The sequence below is a fragment of the Enterococcus sp. DIV0240d genome (assembly GCF_051711245.1).
Lineage (GTDB): Bacteria > Bacillota > Bacilli > Lactobacillales > Enterococcaceae > Enterococcus_D > Enterococcus_D casseliflavus.
This window is the reverse complement of the sequence record NZ_JBIOMG010000001.1, coordinates 1,061,162-1,087,737: the sequence shown is the minus strand read 5'-3', so window position 1 is coordinate 1,087,737 and position 26,576 is coordinate 1,061,162. Positions and strand designations below refer to the sequence as shown.

Here is a 26,576-nt window from a genome sequence, read left to right as displayed (position 1 = left end):
TTCAGTAAATAGTTTTTTCCGTTTGTGTCAATTTTTCTTGGTAATCAAAAAAAGCTGTATCTCTACACAGAAAAGGAAACTACTATATTACATTCCACGTTCACAGTGTGACCAAATAGAGAGAATCTTAATCGTTTTTGCTTGCTTCATCAACACTGTATACTAGACGGCGTTTGATATTGAGTTATCTTGAAAAGTATGGTAAGTCTATTGTAAATGTGGAAAATTTAAATCGTATTGGCAGTCTGAATGTTCCAAAGATTAAAACAATTTTTAGGTAACTTACACATTGATTAACTTTCACTTCCTTCTATTATCAAGAGATATTAAAAATCATTGAGTTTTTCGTTTTCATGCTTAAATCATAGTACATAACTCTTTAAAATAGGTTCGATAATCGTTTTTGGTGATTCGAATGATTTCTGTACTTGAAAATTCTTGAATTTTGCTCAATTCCACTAAAAGATTCAACTTCGCAACAAGCCCTAGTATTTCTGGAAAGTCTTGCCAAAATGTTGTTTTTGAAATATTCTCAGTCAGCTCTAGCAGTCTGACTATGTGTTTATTAATATACTCTCGAGTTTCTACTGTATCTCTGCGTGACTCACCTAATTCTTGCCAAAAATAGTTTGTATAATCTTTTTCTATTGTAAATAGAAGCATATTTATTCTCCTTTCTAAATTTTTAAAATGATATATCGGTACCTTCTAGCTACCTTTTATTCTTATTCTTTTCGCTTCCTCATTTTTTCTGTTCTCTATCCGTTTAAAGTAACAGTGCTATACAAAAAATAGTTTTTTGTATGTCAAGGGCAACTTAGAAATGTAGGTTTTGGGCAGAATAAAAATGTAGGTTTTCGGCAATAGGAATTGTCGGCAATCGCCAGTTTAGATTTTATTTCTCATACGATAAGACTTGCCGGTAATCTTGAACACTTTGACATGATGAACCAGTCGGTCAAGGATCGCTGCCGCGATTTCTGGGCTTTGAAACAATTCACCCCATCGAGATAAGACGATATTTGTCGTAATAATCGTAGAGCGGTGTTCATAACGCATGGCCAGAAGCTGGAAGAACAAATCGGCTTCTTGTTTTTGTATCGGTAGATAGCCAATCTCATCAATAATCGACACATCATATCGTGCATATCGGTTTAGTACTCGCTCAAGCGTGCCTTTCTCATAGGCAGCTCGTAAGCGTAAAAGAAGCTCATGACAAGGGATGAATAAAGTCCGGTACCCTTGATGGCAGGCTTCAATTCCTAAGGCAATCGTTAGATGCGTTTTCCCAACTCCTGGGCTCCCAATAAAGACCAGGTTCTCATGCTTTTCTACGAAACCCATGTGCTTTAAATCCAGCAGTTCACGTTTATTAATACTTGGCTGGAAGGTAAAATCAAATTCCTCTAGACTGGTCCGTTTAGGAAAGCGCGCTCGCTCTATCACGCGATTCATTTTCTGGTTATGTTGATGATTGACTTCCTTTCGCGTTAATTCCAGAAGAGCTTCCGTCAAGGAAAGCTCCTCTCGATTGGCAACCTCGATATAATTGGGAACATACTCCCGCATGTGATTTAAACCGAGCGTTTCTAGGTTGGTCATCAGTTCTTGATAATGGCTATTCTTCATCAGCAATCTCCACCAAATCATATTGTTTTAGACTTTCGCGAGTATAAGCTCTGATGTCATCGTCCTCTTTATGGCTCATGACATCTGACTTTAGGATTTGGAAATAGTCCTCCTCATGATAGTTCAATTGTTTTTTCGTTAAGGGATGCGACCGGATCAGTTCTCCGTTATAATGAATTTGTACTTGGTCTTCCTTGTCGGAGAGCTCGATTTCAACCTCTTTACCGATATAGCGAGGATCTACAGAGTACCTGCATTTACGGAAAACGACCATGGCTTCCTTCGTGACTTTACGGCTAATAAAGTCCTCAAAATAAGGATTCAAAAGGTTTTTCGGTAATTCATGTAGGTGCTCTTTTTCGTTTGTCCACCAACGCTCATCTGGCGTCTGGTCCGTTGCCTGGGAGACTTCACTATTTAACTCAGAACATAGGTCATTCACTAGATGACATAGCTCTACGGTATCATAAAATTCATGGTTATAGACCTTCAGTCGATCAACAGTTCTGGCTAACGCTTCTACACATCCTTTTGTTTGTGGTCGAAAGGGACGACAGGCAATTGGCGTGAAGCTGGCGTCTTTACTGAAGGCATAAAAGCGTTCGTTGAAATACGCTTTTGAAAACTGACTGCGAGAATGATCAACCACCGTCTTCATATTGTCGAACCAGATTTCTTTTGGCACACCACCGGTGTGATAGAAGGCATCATCCAGACATTCAAACAGGGTATCTTGCTTACGGTCAAAGGTTAAAGTAATGAATTTTTTCTTCGAGTAAGGAAGGACGTATAAGAAGATATTAAATTCAAAAACTTCTCCTTGATTACTGATTAAGCGCATATCTTCCTTCCAATCAACCTGGGCGGAAAGTCCCGGGTTATGCTCGACACGAATGGTGGCCTTTTGCACTTTTTCTTGTTTGAACTCGCGACAGTAAGCTTTTACTAGGCTGTAGCTCCCGTCAAATCCTTTGCGTTCGATAAATTTGAAGATACTGTAGGCACTACAATGCCCCTTGACTTTGTCTTGGATAATTTCTTTATATGGATCCAACTTGCTTGGACGTTTCTTGCGCGGGGTAGGTGTGGACGTTTCACCCTTAGCTTCTTCGTATGCATTTTTGACTGTTCGATAATCACAGTCATATTGTTTGGCTAATGCGGCATAGTTCGGTTTGATTTCGTTGATCACGTAGATCATCACTCCTTCGCGTATATCTTTTCTCATCCCTGAACCTCCGTTTCATTTGGGATAAGAAGAGCATACAAAAATGTAGGAAAACCAACAATTTTAAATTGCCATTTTCCTACATTTTATCGTTGCCGTTAACACCTAGACGGACTTTATTTTTCCCCCTTGCTCTCTAACACAGATCAGCTTCTTTTACTCGGCATTTATGATGATGCCATCCCCAAAATGGACGATGGCCCTCTCCCAAACAGAAGAAGGCCATCTAACTACTCAATATCTTTACTCTAAAGTTAGATCAGACTATTACTTAAAATCAAGTATTTCTCATTTAAACAGTGTGTTCCCATAACCTACTAACACACCCTTGCAGCCCTGAAGCTGCGCCAGTTGGATCAAATTTCTTAAAAATATCCTTGTATTTCTCGCGTAACAATATCTTTCGTGTAAGACACAGTATAACATATTTCCACCAAAACAGCAATTGGCCTAGAGCTTTTCTAACAAATCCTGCTTCTTAAACTTGGTAATCAAAAGACTGAAACGACGCGGTGCCTCCAATGGTTTTCCTATTATAGATAAATAGCCCGAAACGACAGCCGCTAAAATGATCCATTTTAAATGCCACCGGATGTGCCTCTCCTAATTGCAAAAAAGTCCCTTCGTTTTGGTAATAAAACCGGGTCAAATCCGTCATTTCATGAAAATCAGCGGCTACCTTTAGCGTGACTTTTCCACTTTCCCACAAAATACGAGTGGATTTACCGTTAGTTGCCTCTTTAGGCATTGCTTGCAAACTGGAATCATCTAGTTCACGGGTCTCCATGACAAGATAATACTGGCCTTCCTCTTTGGATAAACCAATAAAACCATAAGCGGATTGAAAGGCAGCTAATCCGGCACAATCCCCATCTTTCATTTTTGTCCCATCGATTGTCACGGTGGCTACACATTTTGGATAGCGCATCCGCTGTGTTAAGACGTTTGGCGTCGTTGTCACAGATTGTGCAAGCCGTGTCGTCGTTAATTCCACACAGCCACGTTTTGGATCCAATAAGAAGCCAGACAAATCCGGTTCGTGATTAAATTGCCATTGCGGTTTTAGTCGGTAAGGCGTTTTGGCTAACGTTTTAAAATCATCACTCCCTACAAGAGGCGAATACACATATTCCGGTCGATTGTCGGTAATAAAAAATTGCTGTGGCGTCTTTTCTTCTTCACCAAAAACTGGAAAATCGTCTTGCCAAGTTACTGGTAAAAGTATGGGTAACCGTCCTACTGCACCATAATCTTGAAACAAGATCGCGTACCAGTCTCCCTTTGGCGTATCCACGATACCACCTTGGGCAATGCCTTGATTGCAATACCCGTTATCATCATTAAAGACATCACCGCCGACAAATTCACCTTCCAAATCCTCCGCCACAAAGCAAGCCTCAATCCGTCGCCAAACCTTTGGATCTGAGTGAATCAAGAAAATGTAATACTTGCCATTGATTTGATAAAAATGAGCTCCTTCATAGCCTAACCGAGGATTTTTTTCTGAGACAATCACACGATGGATGCCCCCAGCTTTCGGGCCACTGAGATCGGGTTTCAATTCCGTCAACCAGACATTACTGTTTCCATAGACGATAAAAACACGTTCCTTTTCAAACAACACGGAACAATCATGATAGAAACCTTCAATGATTTTCTTATCCCAAGGTCCCTCAATTTTTTCAGCAGTATAACAATAGGTCAAGCCGGTATCATTGGCGACAAAAAAGACATAAAAACGTCCTTCATGATATCGTAAACAGGCCGCCCACATTCCTTTGCCATAACTGTCTTTCCCCTCTGCTAAGCGCTGGCCTGCCGTACTATCCAAGCGCTCATAGACAAATGCCGCATGTTCCCAGTGCAATAAATCGTAAGAACGTAAAATTTCACAGCCAGGCATAAAGTGCATCGTAGTGGTGACCATATAATACGTATCTTCCACCCGAATGACGTCTGGATCTGGATAATCCAAGGGAATAATCGGATTCTGAATTGTTTCAAGGCTTTTCTTCATCTGTTTTCCTCATTCTTTTAAAATTCACCGAAACGCCGGTGTAAAAAACGTAAAGCTAAATTTTGCCACTGAGCGACATCAGCATTTTGCAACGTGGGATCACCAGATGCTTGGTAGGTTCCCAACGAGAGGCCATGCTGCCCTTCTTCAAATAAATGCAACTCTACTGGCACACCTAGTTCCATCATTTTATTAGCATAACGCAAACATTGTTGCGGGTAGACAAGATCATCTTGGGCTGTTGTCCAAAGGAATGTAGGCGGTGTTTTTCCTGATAAGAAATAATAAGGGCTCGCCTCTTTCATCCGATTTTCTGTATACTCTTTGCCTAAAAAGACTTTATTGGCATGATGCATAAAATCTCGCTTCGTGGTATCGGTATAGCTGAGACTTAGGTCAATCCGAGGATCTAGATTGGCATATTTTTCTTGGACAATGAAGTCCAATAACGGATAAGCGAGAATAACAGCATTGGGTTTCAGAAGCTGATTTTCGCCGGTTCCAACCCCTTCTGCTAGCCAACGATTGTGCCAATGGGTTGCTAATTGAGCACAAAGATTGGCTCCTGCTGAAAAGCCGATAATGGCAATTTTATCGTTATCAATCTGCCACGTTTCCCCTTGCAGGCGAATTTGTTTCATCAACATCGCCAAATCTAAAAGTGGATTCGGATATTGCGCATTACCAGTGGCTTCTGTTTGATAATCCAATACAAAGACTTGAAAACCGGCTTGCAGATAATGCAAGGCCACCGGTTCTTTTTCGCGATCAGAAATCCCTAGATATGCTCCCCCACCACAAATAATCATGGCCGGAAATTGCCGGTCTTTATCAATTTCCTCTGAGCCTTCATGAAGATAACTTGTATAGGATACATTGGGTTTGTTGTCATATAGTAACGTAGTAAAGACTTTTATTTGAACCCCTCCATTTTTCGCTTAATCAATACCAAGTAACGTAGCCAACTGCTGGAAATCAACCGCAGCCGCCAAATGATTCCCACCTACACTGGAAATATGCAACCCGTCGCCACTATCAAATAATTGGTAGAGTTTTTGAGAATCTTGAGGATCTCCGGCGACTTGATCAAAGTCCCATAGTGCCTCAATTGGCGCTTTATTACGCAGCCAATGATTCAATCCTTGACGCAAACTTTCGGCCTTTTCACTGTAAAAGGCTGATTGATTAAAAGGAAGAAGTGTCACTCCAATCACTGGTACTTGCCGCAAATGGGCTTCCTCAATCATAAACCGAAAAGCCGCGGTTAATTCGGCTAATCCCTCAGCGACAGGTCTCTCGCCAATCGTCAAACAATCATTAATACCATGAAAAAGGATCAAGCCACTAACTGGCCCATCCGCAAAAACGTCTGACAAAAACCGCTTCACCCCAGCTCGCCCATGACGGCTAAAGTCATCGGCTGTAGCATCTGTATCTAGCAATACCCGGTTTCCCCCAATGCCACGATTTACGAGTGCCACTTGTGAAAAGCCCTCTGTCACCAGGCGCTGTTTGAAATGATCCGTCCAAAATCCCTGTTGTGTCAACGAATCCCCAAAAGCTATCAGGGTCTGACTGTTTCCTTGCAATTGTAGGCCCGAAATACCATAGATAACGTACATTCGTGGATTCCACAACGCATTTTGAAAGAGCTGATAATTATCCAAGGGATGGGTCCAGAAATTCTCAACCCAACGATAATTCAGCACTTCCTGTTGCAAACGAGCATAACTCACTAGAAAACTAGTCAGTTGCACCGGTTTGGCTAGATAAGTAGTGATTTCTAACACTTCTCCTGGTGCAGCTGATAATAAAATAGGATCACTTGCCAACTGCTCACAACCAGGGGCTAGCTGTATTTCCGACTTTCCATGAAGAGTCAGGGGAACTACCGGTGTGCGTGCAATGAGCTCTGCCGATTTCACCTGTGCAGTCACCTTATCAAACACTAACGGCCCTCTACCATAAAGGTTAGAAAACAATACACGCCATTGATCCCCATAATGATTTAACCGAATTCGCACTACTTGTACTTGTTGTTCAATCTCGCAAGGAGCACTGCGGTAATCCTGTTCCTGATATTCCCAAATTCGTTGCCACACGCCATTTATTCCTCCTAAATGAAATTCCCTATGTAAAAAACTGGTCAGCCTAGTCTGAGATTTTCCTCAATACCTCTGCTGACCAGTCAAAAAATTAGTAAATACGATAGTTACCACTCAAAGCCATAAAGGCAAAAGCATACAAAAAATTATCATAATATCGGCGCACGCCTTTACGAAGGGGCGTTTGCCAGAAACGTGTCACAAATTCTCGGGCGATTTCTGTTTCAGGATTTGCAAGGGAGGCCGCGGCTAAGGTTGCTAGCAAGCCTACTGGATGTAAGATTTCTTCTCCAGTATTTTCCCCTTCCACAGTATAAATGTAATTTTCTGCCCCAGCTGGTAGTGCATGGAAAAATTGTTGCAAATGAGCCAACCGATCTTTGAGTACAACATCTTCACCATACCACTGCATATCAAGCGCCACATTCATGGCTGTCCGATAGGCATCACTAAAGAAATGCGGATGTTCACTTTCCAATTGTGGACTGCCATCGTACCAACTGTATTCTGGATTCAACCCAGTTTCTGGATGAATGGCCTTTTTCAAATACCTTCGACTAGCCCTCGCCGCCTCTTTCCAAAACGGCCGGTCGCTAGGTTCTGTATAAAGAGCAAATTGTTCATAAAAATGCGGTACATGATAAGAAGGATCGGTAAATTCTACTTCTGGGATGAACTTGATTAATTTATTTTCATTGTTCCACATAGGCATGCCAGGAAATTCAGTCCCTTTATGAATACAATAGTTCAACAATTCTCGGGCATGATGAGAGTAATTGAATATCCCTTCTCCATCCCCCCAGCGATTGGCTGCAAAAAACAGCGCCAAGGCAAAGAATTCTTCCCCATCCGGAGCGGGTCCATAAGCATTTTTCTGACCAGAAGGAGCGACCGACCAAGCGAAATAATGGGCATGTTCCCCGCTATCCATATACATATAAGTCATCACCCAGCGCCAAAGCCGGTCAAAGACTTCCTTTTTGTCGTACTGAACCGCCATCAACATGCCGTAACTCATGCCCTCTGTCCGTACATCATCGTTTCCGGTATCCACTAGATAACCTGCATCTGCTGTTTCAAAATAAACCTTATCCGGTCCGACAAAAATTTCTTCCCAGATTTGCGTTAAACGGTCTTGGATTTCATTTTCATCATAACCATATGTTTTAAAAAGATTCGTATATGTTTTCATCCGTTTCTCCTACTAAATTACTACGGTTTCCACAAGTGGGACTGTTGCCACAAGTGGTGCCGGTTGGCCTAATTCTTGAGCCCGTGAACATGGCGCGGTTGTCCCTAACGTAAAGGTAATTTGTTCGCCATCAAATAATCGTTCCCCCGCTTCATTAACCACAGTAAGATTGATTTTGGCAACAGGTACCGTCACCGTTTTTGTTTCTCCGGGTGCCAATGCTACACGTTTATAGGCCACGAGTTTACCATTTAACGTTTCATGTTTCGAATCGGTTTTAACGTAAACTTGTAGTACTTCTTCCATAGCGCAATCGCTGGTATTGGTAATGGTTCCCTTGATCAAGTAGTCTTTTTCTTGCGTCTCTACTTGCAGATCAGCCAAAGCAATTTGGCCATACGTCAAACCGTAACCAAATGGATACAAGGGACTTTCCTCCAAGTAACGATAAGTCCGATTTTTCATGCCGTAATCTTTGAAATCCGGTAGATTGTCAGTGGTCCGATAGAATGTCACTGGTAATTTACCACTTGGGCTAATTTCGCCAAACAAGACTTTCGCTAACGCTTTTCCACCCTGGCTACCAGGATACCAAGCATGAAGGATGGCATGAAGATTTGGATGCTCTTCTCGACCATACAGAGAAATTGCTGAACCAGCTGCCACTACCAAAATCACTGGTTTATCCAATGCTAAAATTTGATCTAACAAGCGAATCTGTTCTGCCGGCAAGCCCAACGTCTCTTTGTCACCAGAACCGTAGACATTACCGGAATCTCCCTGTTCTCCTTCGATTGTCGGATCCAAACCAAGGCACATCACCACGGTATCAGCATGTTTGGCAGCGATGATTGCTTCTGATGCTCGCTCATGAGGACGAGACAAGGTCGATTCTGCATATTCTTGGAACAAGTGACAACCTGGCGCATAATACACCCGTGCATCATCTTCCAGATAGTCTTGAATGCCATCTAAGAAAGTCACATTTCGCGAAGCAACACCAAAATAATTGCCTTGCAATGCTTCGATACTACGAGCATTTGGGCCAATGACTGCCACATTTTTTACGCTTTCTTTTTTAATCGGTAAGATGCCGTCATTTTTCAACAAAACTAAAGCTTTTTCGGCAGCCTTCAAAGATAGTGCCATATGCTCCTTACTATCATTGGCTTCATAAGGAATAGCATTATAAGGATTGGTCTCATCAAACATGCCCAAACGAACGCGAGTTGTGTAAAGTTCTACTACTGCTTGCGTAATTTCTGCTTCTGTCACCAAGCCTTCTGCTAACGCTTGATGCAAGCTATCAGAAACATTCCCTGCACATAGATTGCAACCAATCTTCATCGCCAAGGCCATGGTTTGCGCCGCATTTTCAGTATAGTGATGGTGCTCATGAACATCTTCCAAAGCGCCAAAGTCTGAGACAACATGCCCTTCAAACGCCCATTTACCACGTAAAATATCTTGTAACAATTCGGGGTGCACACATGCTGGAATCCCGTTTACTGCATTGTAGGCTCCCATGAAACTTTCCACATCGGCTTCTTTTACAGCAGCTTCAAAAGCAGGTAGATAAGTTTCATACAAATCTTTATCATTCACTACCGCGTCGAAAGAATGGCGATCCGCTTCTGGTCCACTATGAACCGCAAAATGCTTGGCGCAGGCCGCTAATTTCAGATAAGGGCCGTCCCCTTGCAAGCCTTTGATAAAAGCCACACCAAGTCGAGACGTCAAATAAGGATCTTCGCCATAAGTCTCTTGCCCGCGACCCCAACGTGGATCCCGAAAAATGTTGATATTAGGCGACCAATATGTCAACCCTTTGTAGATATCATTGTCTCCTTCTGCGTGGTACTGGTTGTATTTTGCACGGCCTTCTTCAGCAATCACCCCAGCAATTTCTTCCATCAACTGATCATCAAAGATTGCTGCTAAGCCAATCGCTTGCGGAAAGACGGTGGCAACCCCCGCCCGCGCCACGCCATGAAGGGCTTCATTCCAATAGTTATAATCCGTAATGCCCAAGCGTTGGATGGCTGGGGCGCGGAAATTGATTTGACCAATTTTTTCGTCTATGGTCATTTGTGCCACAATTTTTTGTGCTTCAACTTTTGCCTCTGAATGGGTAATCATGTTTTTTCCTCCAACATTCTTTCAACTTTACAATAAGAAACAATCCGACAATACTCTGCTACGATCAACTGGGATATACTACAAAATCATGCAGCTGATCAAACAAGAAGAGTAGTCGTTTCTGCAAGAAAAATATCCGAACTAAATTGGCATTGCTGCTACAGCCTGTAGGATTTACCGGACAGCTTCTGGAAACAGTGGCATTACAATGTATTTAGCTCGAATATTCCCGTGTTTCTGAATGTGATTTATCTTGATAATTAATCCTTATGATGCATTTTCAATGGTACAAAATCCAAATAAGCTTTCACAAATGGGTACTGTTTTTTTCACTACAACAGGTAATAACACCAGAGCAAAAACTGGTAATAGCCAAATCCCTACGATCACTACGGTATACAAGACGAGCATTTGGATCATTTTTCCAAGATGGGTTAGCGCTAAAAGACCGCAATTGCGTAAAATTATTCTTAAAGGATCTTCAAAACGAGCAATATAAGCCAATACCAACACCACCAAGGGCAAGAGAACCAACAAACAAATCCCTAAAACAATTTGGATAGCATCTGAAAGCAAGGAATAACTCCCAGCAAGTTGTTGACGATTTAGCAGAAAAGAACTTGCCAACACCAGATACCCCGTCCAAATCAATGAACTTTGGAAAAAGGACTGTTTAAATGCCTTGAAAAAAGTCCCTAAGACATAGCCTTCTTTTTGGAACATGCATTGATAAACCGTGCGATACATGGCACTAGTTGCTGCCCCCGTCGTAACAAGCGGTACTGAGCAAAGTAGCCAGAGCACGCCTACCAATAAGTAATCGGCTACCAAACTCAACTTGTCCATAATCGCTTGACTATTTCCAGATTTTCTCATAATAAACACCTTTTAAAACCTTTCTTTTAAGCCTTAAATTAACCCTTAACCCCACCAATAGTCAGACCACTGATAAAGTATTTTTGCAAGAATGGATACAGGCAGACGATTGGCAAGGCTGTGACGATTGTCGTAGCTGCCCGTACCGAAGTTGGGGTCACCATGCCGCCACCACCTGCTTGAGCGGCATTTTGCATATCATTGGCGTTGGCCCCTTGACTTGTTACAGAAGACAAGAGTTTCATCAATTCGTATTGCAACGTACTAAGTTTTTCATTAAAGCCGTTGTACAACATCGCATCAAACCAAGAGTTCCATTGACCAACAGCGATAAATAAAGCAACGGTTGCCAACACTGGTTTACACAATGGCAAGATAATGCTCCAGAAAATCCGGATATGACTGGCCCCATCGATTTTGGCACTTTCGACTAAACTTTCAGGGATTCCATGGATATAAGTCCGGATAACCAATAAGTTAAAAGCACTGATCATCCCCGGCAAGATATAAACCCAAAATGTATTCGTCAAACCGATTTTATTCAACCACATGTAATTAGGAATTATCCCAGCATTCAAATACATGGTGAAGATGAACAATAAAGTAACCGGTGTCCGAAAGATAAATTCTTTTCGGCTAAGGATATAAGCCAACAATGATGTTAAAAACAATTGTGATAAAGTAGCAATCACCGTTCGAGCCACCGAGATAAAAGCTGCGTTTAGTAACGATTGTTTGGCTAAAACAGCTTTGAAATTATCCAAGGTAAAAGTTCGTGGCCACAGATAAATCCCTCCACGCAAAGCATCTAGTCCGTCGTTAAAGGCGACTGCTAAGGTGTTTAAGATTGGATACAGGGTTGCCAACGTGAATAAAATTAGAAAAATCCACTTAAATATATCGAATAGTCGATCTGAAATCGCAACTCGTTTCATCTTTTTTTCCTCCTCTGATTAGAACAAACTTTCTTCGCCAGCAACTTTGGCAAGTTTATTACCTAATGTAATCAAGATGATACTGATCACACCATTGAAAATCCCGGCTGCTGTGGCAAAGGAGTAGTTGTTCAAGCTAATCCCATATTTCAACACGAAAATATCAATAGTTTGGGAAACTTGTTGAACTAAGCCATTCCCTAACAAGTATTGCACTTCAAACCCAGCATTTAGGATATTTCCGATATTGATTAATAAGAGGATAAAGATTGTTGGTTTAATTCCTGGTAAAGTGATATGCCAGATTTTCCGCAAGCGGCTGGCACCATCCATTTCGGCGGATTCATACAGTTCTTCGTTGATAGCTGACATCGCAGAAAGGTAGATGATACTTCCCCAACCAGTACTTTTCCAAACATTAGAGAAACCAACAATCCACCAGAAATATTTCGGTTCGGAAAGGAAACTAATCGGCTTGTCTACAAAGTTAAATTGCATCAGTAGTTGGTTAATAATCCCCGTTTCAGGACTCAGCACATCCAACACGATCCCTGTTACAATAATCCATGATAAAAAGTAAGGCAGATAAGAGACAGTTTGCATGATTTTCTTTAAATGTTTATTTTTGACTTCATTCAATAAGACCGCAAAGCCAATCGAGAAAACAAAACCCAAAGTCAAATTGATTAAACTCATTGCCAAAGTATTGCGGACAACCCGTAAAAAGTTTGGATCAGCAAACAACATTCGGAAATTTTCAAGTCCAATCCATTCTTGATCAAAAAGACCAGTACCAGGACGGTATTTTTGGAAAGCCATCAACCAGCCAGATAACGGTGCATAATTAAAGAAAAGAATGTAAATGACAAATGGCAGACAAAGTAAACACAGATCTTTTTGAGCCCAGACACGTTCCCAAAATGTTTTTCGTTTTGCTTTTGGAATACCCTCGTTTGAATCTAACATCGTTGAATTTCCGCTCATTTCTTATTCCCCCAAATCTTCGAGTATGTAGCAAAGCAAGATTGTGGGAGTTGTTATTTTCACAACTCCCATCACCTCGCTACAGCAGACTATTTGTCAACTTTTGCTTCTAGTTCTTTTTCGATTTCTACCCGACGTTTCACTTCTTTAGTCAATGTATCTTCAAAGGCTTTGTAATCGATTTGACTATCATAAGCAGTCATATAATCTTCCCAGTTTTGTTCGTAAGCTGCTGGTCCGCCCATGATGACTTTTGGTAACCATTGCATTTTCACTTCTTGCATGTTTTGACTAGCAATCCCAGCTGGATCAGAAGAAGTCCATTTGTTCCGTTCTGTATAGATTGGGAACCATGGTTGAATTGGATCTTGCAAGCGTACCATTTGAGTCCAGTTGTCTACTTTATAAGCATCCAACACTTCTTTATCGATATCAGACAATGTTTTGCGGAATTCAGAGATTTGTTCAGAAGGCAAAATTGTATTTTTTCCATCTGGCAAGTAACCACGGTAACCAGGCATATAACCAAACGCTACACTATTCTTTTGAACATAATCGGTATCTTTCCAATTTGCCCATTGTTCGTCAGTGCGGTAGAACATGCCGTCGTCGTCAACTTCATAGTCAACGCCTTTTTCGCCCCAGTTGCGTAGGATCATCCCTTTTTCAGAAACCATGTCATCCCACATTTGCAATACGCCATCAACATCTTTACAGCTAGTGGTAATCCCAATCCCACCTTGAGTAGACAAGACGCCACCTTCTCGGTATTGTGGTTGAACATTTTCATCCAAAGTCAAATCAAGAGGTGCCCAAGTTAATTCATCTTTCCCTTGAGAAACCAATGAATCTCTTGCAGATTGGAAGTTCCAACCTTGGTCGATCATCCCCAACACTCGACCAGAAGATAATTTTGCAATATACTGGTCATATTTAGCAGTAAAGGTTTCAGGGTCAATCGTTCCTTTTTCAAATTGTTCAGACAAAATCTTGTAGTATTCTTTGGCTTCTGGAATTTTGTCATATACTTTTGCTTTCATTGTGTCTGGATCGACAATAGCTGCGCCATCATTTGGATATCCCGCTAAGAATTGCGGTGGGTTTTCCAAACAGAAGTAACGCCAGTCATCAGATAAGATTTCAAAACCGATATTTTTTTGACCATCAGTATCAGGATTTTCAGCTAAATACTTATTGATCAAATCAAAATACTGTTCGACAGTATTAATTTCTGGATAGTTCGCCCATTTGAGGACACGTTTTTGAATCCAGAAAGCTTCGCCACCATAACTAGTTGCCGTATCCACGGTACCATCTTTTTGAGCAAATTGTGGAATCGTATAAATATGGCCATCATTATCAGCTTTAATTTTTTCCCATTGAATATCACTTAATGTGGCTTTCAAATTCGGATAGTCATCTAGCTTATCCTCTAAGGGAACATAAGCTCCAGCATCAATCATCGCTGAACGACCATCGGAAGCATCCACGATATCTGGATACTCGCCACCAGATACCATAACCCCAATCCGTTCTTTTGCAGTTTGACCCGTCAGCCAGCTAACTTTCACTCGCCAACCAAATTCTTCTGCAAAAACATTGTTTAAACGAGAATCATCGGGAACTTCAGAACCAGGTACCGCCATAAAGGCTGTATATTTTTTATTGCCATCACTATCTGTGGCTTGCGTGCCACCATCTTTGTCTCCTTTACCATTTCCACTACCGCACCCAGCCAATAAAGCTAGTGCCATTGCTGTCACTGCAACTTTTCCAAACTTTTTCATGTGTTTCCCCTCCGTTGGTATGTTTAAATAACAAACATTGATGCATAAAAAAACCTTGCGACACAACTTCCTTCTAAACCCTGATTCAAATAAATTAATAGCGCTTACTTCTCTTCCTTGATTCAACTTTACTCTGAAACGCTTGCAAAAACAAGACAATTTCAGTACACTAATAGACGTAATCAGTTGACTATGATTTCTTAAATGGGAGGGTTAAAAATGACTGAATTGGAATCCTATCACTTCGGGGAAAAAATTTCCCACGTGGAATATCATCCGGAGAATCTCAGCTATCCTGAGCATCTTCATCGGAGTTTCGAATTATGGTTTGGTGAAACTGGCGAATTTCTATTGACAATCGATTCTGAAATTCACACCTTAAAAGCTGGCGATATCGCCCTAATTCTCCCCTATCAAACCCATCAAGTAGAAGCTGAAATGGAAAACTCTGGTCATATTTGGATTTTTTCTCCCGAGTATCTAGAAGACTATCTTCCATTAATTAAAGGGAAATCCTTCTTAAATCCTGTCATTCCGGTGGGACGCACTAAATCTAATCAGCTCTACGATTCATTATTTGAGAGCAACTCATTTTTTAGACACAAAGCCGCTTTATATGAAATCTTATATCTATATGAGCAACATACCAAGCTAGTCAAAACACGAGGCAAAGAGAATATTTTAGAATTAATTCTATTGTGGGTCTCTTCTCATTTTCAAAATGAAGTTACTTTGAGTCAGCTGAGTGAAGATATCGGCTATAGTAAAGATTACGTATCCAAGGTCATTACCCAAAAACTTGAGTCCACCTTTCCAAAACTAATCAACCAGTACCGCATCAATCAAGCTTGCTATTTACTAGCAAACTCCGATTATTCTATAACAGAAGTCGCTAGCTTATCTGGTTTTCAAAACACGCGAACCTTCAATCGTAATTTTTTGCAGAAAATTGGTCACTCCCCAAAAGATTATCGGAAAAATGCCCGTAGCGGACGAAAGGAGCCGACATTGATTCGCTTTGACAATCTCTACTACCAACAATTGTTGTAGTAAATTGAATGCACCTCAGCAAAAAACCATGAAGCACTAGTCCAACTAGTCTCCATGGTTTTTTACTATTTATTCAGTTGAACCCACTGCCCACTACGATCCGACTCATAAATCCCACAAACCATCTTCAAAGAATCCAACGCATCCGCAATGGCGAGGTACTCTGCGTGAGGATCTGGCAAGCCGACTAACTGATTGACAAAGGCTCGTACAAAGCGCAGGTGTCCTGCTCCCCAGTAAGCTTTAGCTACTTCGCTTACCATGCCTTCTTCAAGAGGTGCCGCTACGTCATTGACTACCAGTTTGTCAGCGGTCAACACCACTCTGGCTTCTTCAAAATCAAAGGTGACGGATGGGGCGGGATCTGAAGAGTAGTTGTTGGAGGCATGAATGACCACCGGCACGTCATCTGGAAGCACTGCTGTCGCCATCGCCGCGTCTTCTACTTCGATGGTTTCCTCCAAAAGCGTGGTCATTATCTTGCCTTTGATTTTCTCTGGTAACTCAATCATCCAAGTCACCACATCTAAGGTATGGATGGCTTGATTGATCAAGGTACCCCCACCTTCTTTTTTCCAAGTACCTTTCCATGATGCCGCCTCATAATACCCTTTATCCCGATGCCAGGTTAGCTCGCATTTGATTCCTTTTAACTGCCCGAAAGCTTGTTGGGAAATCATCGTTTTCAGTTGGGTATAGGAAGGGTTGAAGCGATTTTGATAACACACGGCATAATGCAAGTCTGGCTGTTCCTCCCATTTGGCTAAAACCTGTTCAGCTTCTTGGACCGTTATGGCCATCGGTTTTTCACATAGGACATGTTTCCCGGCTTCAAAAGCTTGCAGGGTCATTTGGCCATGGAGATAATGCGGCGTAGCGATGATTACTGCGTCAATCTCACCATTTTTTAGCATGTCTAGGTAATTCCCATAAAAACTACAGCCATGTTTTTCCCCAAAGCGTCGCCCTTTTACTTCATCTATGTCGCAACAAGCCGTCAACTGGGCTTCTTGAATTTTCTGAAGGGCTTCTGCATGGGTACCGGAGATATTGCCACAGCCCACAATTCCGAATCGTATCATCTTTTCACACTCTTTTTAGTAAGTATTTTCAGTATCCAAGACTTTTTCTTTCACATCTTTGTATTTTGAGCCCGCAATTTTCTTGTTTAACTCTTCCAAGAACAACTCCTCGTCAATCGGCAACTCAACCCATTGGCCTAACCAAGAAGAGAGGTGAATGGCGTTAGAAATGGACAAGCCATAAATCCCATCTGTCGCTGGTGCCACCAGTTTTTCGCCAAAGAGAATATTGTTGACAAAGTTTTGCGTCACTCGCAAATGGCCGGTGCTGCCGTCAAATTCAACAGGAATCTTGATTTCCCAAACTTCCGGTTCGCCAAAGCCGCCGGTGTAAGTATCGTTCCATTCTTTTTCATCGGTAACGGTCCGCCAGAATTTCAACTGTTCATCTTCAATCACGATTTTTCCTTGAGAACCCACGATTTCAAAACGATTGGTCCCAGGCGTTTCCGTAGTGGTTGTCACAAAGACCCCAGTGGCCCCATTTGCGTATTCACAATAGGCCGTTACTTCTGTTTCCACTTCCACATCCCAACGTTTGCCATAATAGGCAAAGGAGAAAATCCGTTCCGGCATGCCACAAATCCATTGCCACAAGTCCAATTGATGGGGATCTTGGTTTAAGAGGACACCGCCACCTTCCCCTTTCCAAGTGGCCCGCCAGCCGCCAGAATTGTAATAGCTTTGGGACCGATACCAGTTGGTGATGATCCAGTTGGTCCGACGCAATTCACCGATTTGACCGGATTCTACGAGTTCTTTGGCCTTTTGATAAGTCGGGTTCATCCGTTGGTTATACACCAAAGACAAGGACAGTTCTGGATGTTTTTCTGATTCTTCAATCATTTCCCGAACTTTTTTCGTATACACCCCAGCCGGTTTTTCTACTAAGACATGTTTGCCTGCTTGCAAACCTTTAATGGCAATCACAGGATGATCATAGTGGGGCGTAGAGATAATGATTGCGTCCACTTCTGGATCTGCCAACAAGTTATCCACATCATCATATAATTTGAATTGATCCCCGTATTGTTCCTGGATACGGTCCAATTTTTCTGGATTGTTATCACACAATGCCACCAATTCAGCGTTTTTTAATTCACCACCTAAGACATTGCGCATATGAAAGGAGCCGATATTACCGACGCCGACGATACCGATTTTTACTGTTTCCATATTAGTTCCACTCCTGACCCATGTTTTCCACAAGGATTTTTTTCAATGCATTACTAGCGACAGTGAACAGTTTTTCACCATCGGATTTTGTTTCTTCAATGGAGACGCCCTCTTTTTCCAACGCCGCAAAGCCATCAAAAATTGACAAATGGGGTTCCAAGGAAGCAAAGCCTGTAAAGCCGTTTGCCACAAGTGCCCGCAAGACAGCTTCCACTTGCCCATCGCCAAGTCCAGCCGGTGTGACTTTATGATCTGCGAAATGGGCATCTTTAATGTGCATATAGCCAATTTCATCTTTTAATAATTCATAGGCATGGGGATAGACTTCCACATCACATTGGACAAAGTTGGCCGGATCAAAGGCCGCTTTGACTTGTGGATTGTTCAGTTCGGTCAAAAGTTTGGCACAACGTTCTGGAATATCTCCGTAAATGTCTTTTTCATTTTCATGAAGCAAGGTAATTTGAGGATAATCTTTGGCTACCTCTAAAAATTGGTTCCATCGCTTCACCACTTCTTCGTGAAAGTCGTCGGCAGGTTTGCCTTCTGGAATGAAGAAACTAAACATCCGGACATAGGGACTTTCAAAAGCTACTGCTACATCGAGAACATGTTTGAATAACGCTAAATGCTCTTCAAAAGGATCCTCAATACTGATTTTACCGATGGGAGAGCCGATGGAAGAAATCTTGATCCCGTTTTCATGGAGTGTTTCTTTGTAAGTAAGTACTTGATCCAGCGTCAATTCACTGACATTGACGCCATTGATGCCTCGGACTTCGATATGGGCAATGCCGTTTTCTTTCAGTCCTTTGATTTGTGTATCTAAGTCACTTGCGATTTCATCTGCGAAACCGGTGATGGTGAAGTTGTTCATTAAATGAACCTTCTTTCTTGTTTTGTTACGGCTATTATACGTACATTTATAAATAATAAAAACGCTATAATGTGACCCATTTCATGCTAGATGTGATATCATCAGAGAAACTTGCGAAAAAGGAGTGACCCCCGACGAAACCAGTAGCAACGATTCAAGATCATCTTCATTCAAAAGATTTCGATTTTTATTATAAAGATTCCTGTTTCGAAACCCCCATCACATTTTTACCAGAGTACCACTACCATGATTTTCATGAGATCTATTGTCTATTAGATGGGGAAGTGGATTACTACGTGGAAGATTGTGTCTATCATATGCAACCAGGAAATATCCTGTTAATTCATCATCATGATATCCATCACATGATGCTAACCTTACCTTCTGCCCGTTATGAGCGCGTTTTCTGTTATTTTGACGAATCTTATTTACACCGTTATTCTTCCGCTAAAACAGATTTGACGTTATGCTTTTCCCGTATCAATAACCGCCAAAGTCATTTTTTGCCTACAAGTTTAACCGAAGTTCGACCTTTTATTCAAGATTTACAAAAACATAGTGCCTCTGAAGAATATGGTAGTGACTTGCGCTATACCCAATGTTTTAACGAGTTTCTGCTTTTTCTCAATCAACGCTTTTTAGCTTTGCAAAAAGAAAATACTCCCTTGACGAATAGTAAAGAAAATCATGTTGTTCGCCACGCCATTCACTATATCCAAGACCATTTATCAGAGCCCGTCAAAGTCGAGACCCTAGCCAAAGCCCAGTTTATTAGCCGCGAACACCTTACTAGGGAATTTAAGCGTCATACCGGCTTTAGTCCCCATGCCTACATCCAAAAACGGAAACTGCTCTATGCCAAAGAGCGTTTATTAGAAGGGGCCACAATTACGATTGCCTGCAACGATGCTGGTTTTACTAATTATTCTCATTTTATTAAAGCCTTTAAAAAGGAATTTGAGCTGACTCCTCGTCAATTTCAACAACAAAACCTTTAACAATCTGATTTTGATTGATCCTTTGCAACCCGTGATTCAAAAAAACAGCCCGTGAGTATTTAGTCTCACAGGCTGTTTTTACGCTTTATTTTACCTTTACTTTTACTTGCACCAAAGATAACTCAGGATTGACATCCATTGCTTCCGTCATTCCCAAAATTGGCTGTCCATCTACATCAAAATGTACCCGCCGGATACCTGAAGAACGGGGAGCATCGATACCTGGACGTGCATGATAAGTGTTCCAGATATTGCCTTCTTCATCTTCTACATAAGCATTGTGTCCAGGTCCAAATTCTCCTGGAACATTCAGAGAAGTCAACAATGGGTAATTTGATTTTTCCCAGACCGCTGGATTGAGCAAGTCACTGCCAACTTTGGCTTTTAGATACCCCACACAATAGCTACTGTCGACAGCTGCGCCGGAAATGGTTAAATAGATGTCTTCTCCTCGATACAAGGCATAGGGACCTTCATCGACAAAGGTATGATTATTGTCCCATCCATAATCTGGTTTTGCTAAGACTACTGGTTCTGTCAATAATTGCCACGGTTGATCAGGATTGAGCTCCGCAAAATAAATCCACGCACCTAAATCCACTGGAAAAAACTGACGTTGCGACCAAGCGGCATAGATTCGGCCACTATCTTTAATCACCGTCATATCCAAAGTGATGCCTCCTGTAATCAAAGGCGATCCATCTGCTTTTACGACTTTTTGCGGTCGCTGCCAATCTGCTAGCACCAAGGGATTGCCGCCTTCTTTCAAAGCCATTACGTGGGATTGTTCCTCTTCAAAAGGACCTGGTGTTGCACCGTGGAAAATATACAAACGATCATTAATAATATGAAATTCTGGTGCCCACAAGAGATTGGCAATTTCAGGGTACATCTCGCTATCCAAAATCTTCATCTCTTGGGCAGTAACTAACTCAGCAATCGTCTTGGCTTTACGGATATAGAGACTACGGTTATCATCATAATCATTCGTGGCAATAAAGTAGTATTCCCCTTGCCATTTGCCGATACAAGGATCCGCGCGATAAGTCGAAATCGGGAAAGAAAAATGTTCCTGGTGCACTTGACCCTTTGCTACAAAAGCTTTTTCAGTAGCACTTGCTGGTAAATCAAACCAATCAATTCCGGCTTGGCGACTCGAGCCATCACTATAGCGCAAGGTTGCTTTCATCGTGGTAAGTTCTTCCATGTTTTCAACAACGACTTCATCCGGTAAGTCCACAGTGATATGATGGGGTGTTATCAATTTTTTTTGTAAATAGTCTCCTTGTTCCTCACTAATGGTCAAACTATTCCTCGGAATTGCCCCTTCAATATCCGTTGCTACTTCCAAAAGTGGTTGCCACTGAATGGCAACCTTTTTAGTCTCATCCACATGATCTAAGCTTGGGGTCGTCACTTGATAAGCCTGATCACAGCTATCTAACCACCGGATTTGATACCCTTCATCCGTATAAGCCAATTGAACATCCATCAGAGGCATTTCACTTAGGTGGAGCAAAGGTAGTTCTTGATACTGAATAAAGTTTTCCGTTTCAAAAACTAAAATGCTACCCACACTGGTTTCATCCAACGTTCCATCGGCATTTACCCGAATCCCGATGATGTAAAATTTCTCTTTTCCCTGACAAATCCAAGTTTTTTTAAGGGCTTTTGCTACTAAAAACCCATCTGGTAAAGAATGTGCTTTGGCAAACAAGACCCCAAAGTTTTGATTTAATGGCTGAAACACTCCTGATTCATCTGCCAATGCTAAATGCATCGCCAATCCCAGCCGAGTATCATAAAGCTCTGTTTCTTTAGCTTCTCGTTGATAATTCAATAATTGATAACTCATAGTAGCCTCCTAAATATAATAATTGCGAGTAGTTTGATTAGTGGTCCACACACCAATTTTCAAACCCATCAAATCCAAATAAACAAATTTTCTTATCTACCAGCCAAGACTCGTTGATAATCATAGCCTCGATCAGATGTTTGCTTTCTTGGCCGCGCCTCGAAATAATGAACTCCATGAGGCTGTACAGTAAATGAATAGCTGTTAGACGTGACCGTGGTAGTCACTTTTGGCTGAGCAATTTGCTGCAAAAGCGCTCTTTGTTCAGCACTCAAATTGGCTGGCTCTCCCAAATCATGCCAACTTTGCAATGGGTTGGTTGTTTGTTGATCCACCACTTCTGAAGTGATACACCATTTTTCAACCTCTTCTGGGAAATCTAGTTGGAAAGACATCGCTTCAGCTGTTAAATTCCAAAAAACGCCAGCAAAGCGCTCCTTGCCATCTGAAGTTACTATGCCGTGTTCCCCTTTATAAAGACAGTTCTTTTGTAGTTTTTTATAAAAAGCAAAGGTCCAAAAAGTTGGTTTAGGAATATTGCCATTGGCGACTAGCCCAAAACCTCCATGAAACGGTGTGAAGGGAACCCCCATTTCTTCAAAGATATCCCCAAACGTCCAATAAGAATACGAGGCACTGGTTTCTCCTAATCTTGAAAGCAACTGAGCGATATAGGCTGCGTTCAAATTCGTATCATGCAAAGGGCTATCCGGCCGATAAGACGTATTGAACTCCGTAATATGCATCGGCAAGCCACGATATTCTGGATAGTCATCGATAATACTACGGGAAATATCCAACTCAGTCAGGGATTCCTGTGCTTCTCGCAAAGTCACATAGCTATAATGTCCGGCGGTCTCTGGATCAGAAATGGTGTAAAAATGGCGGGTCACCGTATCAATCGCCAATTGTTCCTCGTGACAAAAGGCCATAAACTGTTGTAGCCAATTGATATCATCTACCCCACAAATCGCTGGTCCCCCAACTTTGAATTGGTCATCGACAGCTTTCACCGCCAAAAAAGTTTCTTTGAATAACTTAAAGTATTCGGTCATATCAGCATCTTGCCAAAAACCTGGCAAATTCGGCTCATTCCAAACTTCCACCGGCCAAGTCACTACCTCAGCCCGACCATAGCGTGTGATTAAGTGTTGTAAGGTCGCTTGGACTAATTGGCACCAACCTTCGTATGAGCGAGGCGGGGTCACGTTTCCCTGCCAATAAAAGACCGTCTGATCCCCAGAAGCTAGTTTTTGTGGCATGAAGCCCAACTCTAAATAGGGTTTTATACCCACTTCTTGATAAAAATCCATCACCATGTCCAAGTAGGTAAAATTATATTCCGCGACTTTTTGTCCCGTTTCGTCTTCGTATTCTTGGTAGATTGCCATGTCATCGCTAAATAAGCCATGACCGCGAATATACTTGAACCCAATTTTTTCTTGTACGAGACGTAATTGTTCTTGGTATTGCCGCTGTAGAGCCAAGCCCATCCGGCCAGTACCAATACAATCATCCGCAAAATTGTGAAATGAGCTAACTGTCATATTTTTTGTCAATTGAATAGTTTCCATTTTTTCTTCTCCTCGTAATAGTTAGTTAAAAAAACAACCATTTTGGCTAGTGGTTTTAACTATAATTGGCTAACATTTGTTACAAAACTTTATGAATCCCCCTTTTTTCAGTTGTAATCAGTTAATTTGCACAGTATACTAACTCTAAGACGTACTTTAAAAAGGGGATTGTCCATGATTATTAATAAACTTGACATTCGTGAGCAAAATGAAGCGACTGTACTAAAAGCGATTATTGAAAATAAAAATATTTCCCGAGCCAACATCTCCACTTTAACCAATCTAAATAAGGCCTCGGTTTCGCAAATTATCAAAAACCTAATTGAAAACGATATCGTAGAAGAAGTTGGTATCGGTAACGCTAGTTCGATGGGGGGGCGAAAACCGATTCAGCTGCACTTTAATGGACGCTGCGGATTGGCGCTTGCTTTTGATGTGGGCTATAACTATGTGGCAGGGATGTTGGCTTATCTCGATGGGGAAGTGATTCGCCTCGAAGAAAGAAAAAATACCCCAATCAATAGCGAAAATATCTTGCCCACTGTTCAAAGCATTATCACCAATTTTTTAAGTCAGGCCCCAGTGACGCCCCATGGTCTAGTGGGGATTTCATTGGCCATCCACGGGATTGTCAACGATAACCGCATCACCTTTACTCCTTACTACGATTTGTCTGGCTTGGATATCAAAGAACCCCTAGAGCAACTTTTCAGTGTGCCGGTCTTTGTAGAAAACGAAGCCAACCTTAATGCTGTCGGGGAATACTGCTTTATGACAACTGGCGACTACCAAAAAATTATCAGTCTGAGTATTCATAGCGGAATTGGCGCTGGCACAGTAGCCAATGGTTCTTTACAATCTGGCTCCCATGGCTTCTCTGGAGAATTAGGACACAGCACGCTTTTCCCTAATGGCAAATTCTGTCCTTGTGGTAATAAGGGCTGTCTCGAACAATATGCCTCCAACAGAGTGTTATTTGATACTTTTGCCAAATTAAAAGACTTGGATTTTGTTAATTCTGATATTTTTGCAGCCGCCTATAATGCCGGTGATGTGGATGCCATCCGTCTAGCCCTAGAAAATGTTGACTATTTAAGTATCGGCCTAAACAATATCATCGTGGCAGAAGATCCTGAGTTATTGATCGTCAATAGCTCTGTCTATCGTAAAATTCCCGATCTTCTTCCCCGGATACGTCGAAAAATGGTCTCTCGTTTTACGCAAAGTATCACCATTCAGACGAGCCTGTTAGGGGATCATGCCCCGCTATACGGTGGCATTGCCCAGGCTACTTCCCACTTTTTAAAAATCCAAAACTTAAGACTAGGAATGCTTAAAAAGTAGGCTTCTTCCAATTGCTCATGGCGAAACCCATGAGCAATTTTTACGATGTTAAGTGGCTATAAGTCTTTTTGTCCCAAGCTTACTAGCTACCATTCATCATGAAACTTCCGCTATCCAGGGCAAACGAATACGGTTCCATCGTTTTTTTAAAGAAAGCCATCGAGTAATCAGCCGACTTGCTGATTATCCGATGTCTTATTTACCTTTCAAGGCAATGAGGCATTTTTTTACTCTTCTGTCAGTAAACGATGACAGATTGGTGCAGTTTGGGGATAAACATCTTGATAAATCTCATAAATTTTCGCATATTTCGCTACTTGTTGTGGATCAGGCATGATGTGTTTGTCATAGTGCACAAAAACCTCGGCACAACTTTCAGCATCTGGGAATAATCCCGCTCCGATAGCTGCTAACATGGCAGCTCCCATGCCTGGACCTTGTTCGGTAGTCAACGTTAAGATTTCAGCATCGAAAATATCTGCTTGCATTTGCAGCCAATCAGGGTTTTTCGCCCCACCACCAACGGAGACAATCTGTTTAAAATGGCGCCCCGTCGTATCTGCCATGATTTGTTGAGAATCCTTTAAAGAAAAAGTGATGCCCTCCAAAACTGCACGGCCAAAATGGCGCAATCGATGATGAGTGTCAATGCCAATAAAACTGCCACGAATCTTGGCATCACTATAAGGTGTCCGTTCCCCTACGATATAAGGAGTGAACAACAGCCCATCTGAGCCAGCTGCCACAGTCCCCACATCCGCTAATAAGGTCGCAAAATCTTCTTCTGGCGCAAAGGTATCCCGAAACCAGCTCAATGAATTTCCGGCGGCCAAAGTCACGCCCATCCCATACAATTTGTCTTTGACGCTATGATTAAAGAGATGGAGTTTTCCTTGATAATCCACTGTTTCATCTGCTTCATAAGACAAGAAGACGCCGCTTGTTCCGATAGAGGCCATCGCTAAGCCTTCTTTAATAATCCCAGCTCCCAATGCAGCACAGGCATTATCTGCCCCACCAGCAAAAATCGCTACTTCTTGGGTAAAACCAAATTTCAATTGCAATTCTGGTACTATCTTGCCGACTAATCCAGCTGATTCATGTAGTGTTGGTAAGACCGCTTCATCGATATCAAACTGTTTCAAAATAGCCGCTGACCAAACTTTTTCTTCTACATCCAATAACAATGTACCGGCTGCATCAGAGTAGTCCATCGAATATCGGCCTGTCAGCCAAAACGCCAAATAATCCTTTGGCAACATCACATGAGCCACTTTTTCCCAGTTGGCTGGTTCATTTTTTTGAACCCAACGAATTTTAGGCAAGGTAAATCCTTCGAGAGCCACGTTTTTCGTAATGGCTAACAATTGGTCCCCAAAAGTTGCCATGATTTCTTGACATTCTTTGGTTGTTCGTACGTCATTCCACAAAATTGCTGGACGAATAACTTGGTTGGCATCGTCTAATAACACCAAACTATGCATTTGACCGGAAAAACTAATCCCCACCAACGCATCCTTCATATCTGGACGCAAATCCAACAGTTTTGTCATCACAATTTCCGCTGCTTTTTGCCAATGATTCGGATTTTGTTCACTGTAACCAGCTTGTGGTGTATCTAAAGGATAAGCACTATCTGCTGATGCTAGCAGGTTCCCGCCCTCATCAAAAAGGAGTCCTTTTAACGCGCTCGTTCCGAGATCTAAGCCTAAAATTTGTTTCATAGCG

21 protein-coding genes are annotated in these 26,576 nt (G+C 41.8%); 3 read left to right on the top strand and 18 right to left on the bottom strand.

The genetic code is table 11. The features are described 5' to 3' along the window. Nucleotides 1-357: 357 nt before the first annotated feature. From IGJ25_RS05155 to IGJ25_RS05100, 12 genes are all read right to left on the bottom strand, one after another. Nucleotides 358-663, bottom strand: a complete 306-nt coding sequence (locus tag IGJ25_RS05155) for a DUF7006 family protein (RefSeq protein WP_010747600.1) — start codon at nt 661-663, stop codon at nt 358-360. A gap of 225 nt (nt 664-888) precedes the next feature. Beyond that, nucleotides 889-1,629 carry an IS21-like element helper ATPase IstB gene (gene istB / locus IGJ25_RS05150; RefSeq protein WP_010747573.1) on the bottom strand — a complete coding sequence of 247 codons (741 nt, stop codon included), beginning with the start codon at nt 1,627-1,629 and terminating at the stop codon, nt 889-891. After that, nucleotides 1,619-2,857, bottom strand: a complete 1,239-nt coding sequence (gene istA, locus IGJ25_RS05145; protein WP_375351995.1) for an IS21 family transposase — start codon at nt 2,855-2,857, stop codon at nt 1,619-1,621. The genes istB and istA overlap by 11 nt, the downstream gene beginning before the upstream one ends. A 478-nt stretch (nt 2,858-3,335) precedes the next feature. After that, the gene (locus tag IGJ25_RS05140) at nt 3,336-4,874 is read right to left on the bottom strand and encodes a glycoside hydrolase family 43 protein (protein ID WP_010747596.1); all 1,539 of its coding nucleotides are present in this window, start codon (nt 4,872-4,874) and stop codon (nt 3,336-3,338) included. A gap of 17 nt (nt 4,875-4,891) precedes the next feature. After that, complete coding sequence (locus IGJ25_RS05135; RefSeq protein ID WP_438779441.1) at nt 4,892-5,710, bottom strand: alpha/beta hydrolase; 819 nt, start codon at nt 5,708-5,710, stop codon at nt 4,892-4,894. A 102-nt stretch (nt 5,711-5,812) separates the two neighbouring features. Next, entirely contained in the window at nt 5,813-6,976 is a 1,164-nt protein-coding gene (locus IGJ25_RS05130) for a GDSL-type esterase/lipase family protein (RefSeq protein WP_010747594.1), read from the bottom strand. 94 nt (nt 6,977-7,070) lie between these two features. Next, nucleotides 7,071-8,171: a glycosyl hydrolase family 8 gene (locus IGJ25_RS05125; protein ID WP_010747593.1), complete on the bottom strand. Its 1,101-nt coding sequence runs from the start codon at nt 8,169-8,171 to the stop codon at nt 7,071-7,073. A gap of 12 nt (nt 8,172-8,183) precedes the next feature. Continuing rightward, nucleotides 8,184-10,310: a glycoside hydrolase family 3 C-terminal domain-containing protein gene (locus tag IGJ25_RS05120; RefSeq protein ID WP_010747592.1), complete on the bottom strand. Its 2,127-nt coding sequence runs from the start codon at nt 10,308-10,310 to the stop codon at nt 8,184-8,186. A gap of 267 nt (nt 10,311-10,577) precedes the next feature. Continuing rightward, complete coding sequence (locus IGJ25_RS05115) at nt 10,578-11,186, bottom strand: YesL family protein (RefSeq protein WP_081117184.1); 609 nt, start codon at nt 11,184-11,186, stop codon at nt 10,578-10,580. Between the two features lie 38 nt (nt 11,187-11,224). Beyond that, a complete protein-coding gene (locus tag IGJ25_RS05110; protein WP_010747590.1) occupies nt 11,225-12,121 on the bottom strand; it encodes a carbohydrate ABC transporter permease in 897 nt (298 codons plus the stop codon). An 18-nt stretch (nt 12,122-12,139) separates the two neighbouring features. Next, the gene (locus IGJ25_RS05105) at nt 12,140-13,105 is read right to left on the bottom strand and encodes an ABC transporter permease (RefSeq protein ID WP_080646945.1); all 966 of its coding nucleotides are present in this window, start codon (nt 13,103-13,105) and stop codon (nt 12,140-12,142) included. A gap of 89 nt (nt 13,106-13,194) precedes the next feature. Continuing rightward, nucleotides 13,195-14,892, bottom strand: a complete 1,698-nt coding sequence (locus IGJ25_RS05100; RefSeq protein WP_010747588.1) for a hypothetical protein — start codon at nt 14,890-14,892, stop codon at nt 13,195-13,197. 219 nt (nt 14,893-15,111) lie between these two features. Between IGJ25_RS05100 and IGJ25_RS05095 the strand changes: the two genes are divergently transcribed. Next, a complete protein-coding gene (locus tag IGJ25_RS05095) occupies nt 15,112-15,942 on the top strand; it encodes a helix-turn-helix domain-containing protein (RefSeq protein ID WP_010747587.1) in 831 nt (276 codons plus the stop codon). A gap of 65 nt (nt 15,943-16,007) precedes the next feature. On the opposite strand, the gene IGJ25_RS05090 is transcribed toward IGJ25_RS05095, so the two are convergent. From IGJ25_RS05090 to IGJ25_RS05080, 3 genes are read right to left on the bottom strand one after another with little or no spacing between them, the layout of a single operon-like run. Continuing rightward, nucleotides 16,008-17,024 carry a Gfo/Idh/MocA family protein gene (locus IGJ25_RS05090; protein ID WP_438779132.1) on the bottom strand — a complete coding sequence of 339 codons (1,017 nt, stop codon included), beginning with the start codon at nt 17,022-17,024 and terminating at the stop codon, nt 16,008-16,010. A 15-nt stretch (nt 17,025-17,039) separates the two neighbouring features. Continuing rightward, entirely contained in the window at nt 17,040-18,200 is a 1,161-nt protein-coding gene (locus IGJ25_RS05085; RefSeq protein ID WP_225001408.1) for a Gfo/Idh/MocA family protein, read from the bottom strand. Between the two features lies 1 nt (nt 18,201). Then, nucleotides 18,202-19,077 (bottom strand): sugar phosphate isomerase/epimerase family protein, encoded by an 876-nt coding sequence (locus IGJ25_RS05080; RefSeq protein WP_010747584.1) that lies wholly within the window; start codon nt 19,075-19,077, stop codon nt 18,202-18,204. 152 nt (nt 19,078-19,229) lie between these two features. Between IGJ25_RS05080 and IGJ25_RS05075 the strand changes: the two genes are divergently transcribed. Beyond that, complete coding sequence (locus IGJ25_RS05075; protein ID WP_306453150.1) at nt 19,230-20,075, top strand: helix-turn-helix domain-containing protein; 846 nt, start codon at nt 19,230-19,232, stop codon at nt 20,073-20,075. Nucleotides 20,076-20,160: 85 nt separating this feature from the next. On the opposite strand, the gene IGJ25_RS05070 is transcribed toward IGJ25_RS05075, so the two are convergent. Continuing rightward, nucleotides 20,161-21,930 (bottom strand): family 43 glycosylhydrolase, encoded by a 1,770-nt coding sequence (locus IGJ25_RS05070; protein ID WP_010747582.1) that lies wholly within the window; start codon nt 21,928-21,930, stop codon nt 20,161-20,163. Nucleotides 21,931-22,022: 92 nt separating this feature from the next. Next, nucleotides 22,023-23,504: a GH39 family glycosyl hydrolase gene (locus tag IGJ25_RS05065; protein ID WP_081117181.1), complete on the bottom strand. Its 1,482-nt coding sequence runs from the start codon at nt 23,502-23,504 to the stop codon at nt 22,023-22,025. A 174-nt stretch (nt 23,505-23,678) separates the two neighbouring features. Between IGJ25_RS05065 and IGJ25_RS05060 the strand changes: the two genes are divergently transcribed. Further along, the gene (locus IGJ25_RS05060; RefSeq protein WP_010747580.1) at nt 23,679-24,848 is read left to right on the top strand and encodes an ROK family protein; all 1,170 of its coding nucleotides are present in this window, start codon (nt 23,679-23,681) and stop codon (nt 24,846-24,848) included. Between the two features lie 227 nt (nt 24,849-25,075). Here the strand turns inward: IGJ25_RS05060 and xylB are convergent, their stop codons facing one another. Next, nucleotides 25,076-26,572: a xylulokinase gene (gene xylB / locus IGJ25_RS05055; protein ID WP_010747579.1), complete on the bottom strand. Its 1,497-nt coding sequence runs from the start codon at nt 26,570-26,572 to the stop codon at nt 25,076-25,078. Nucleotides 26,573-26,576 lie beyond the last annotated feature (4 nt).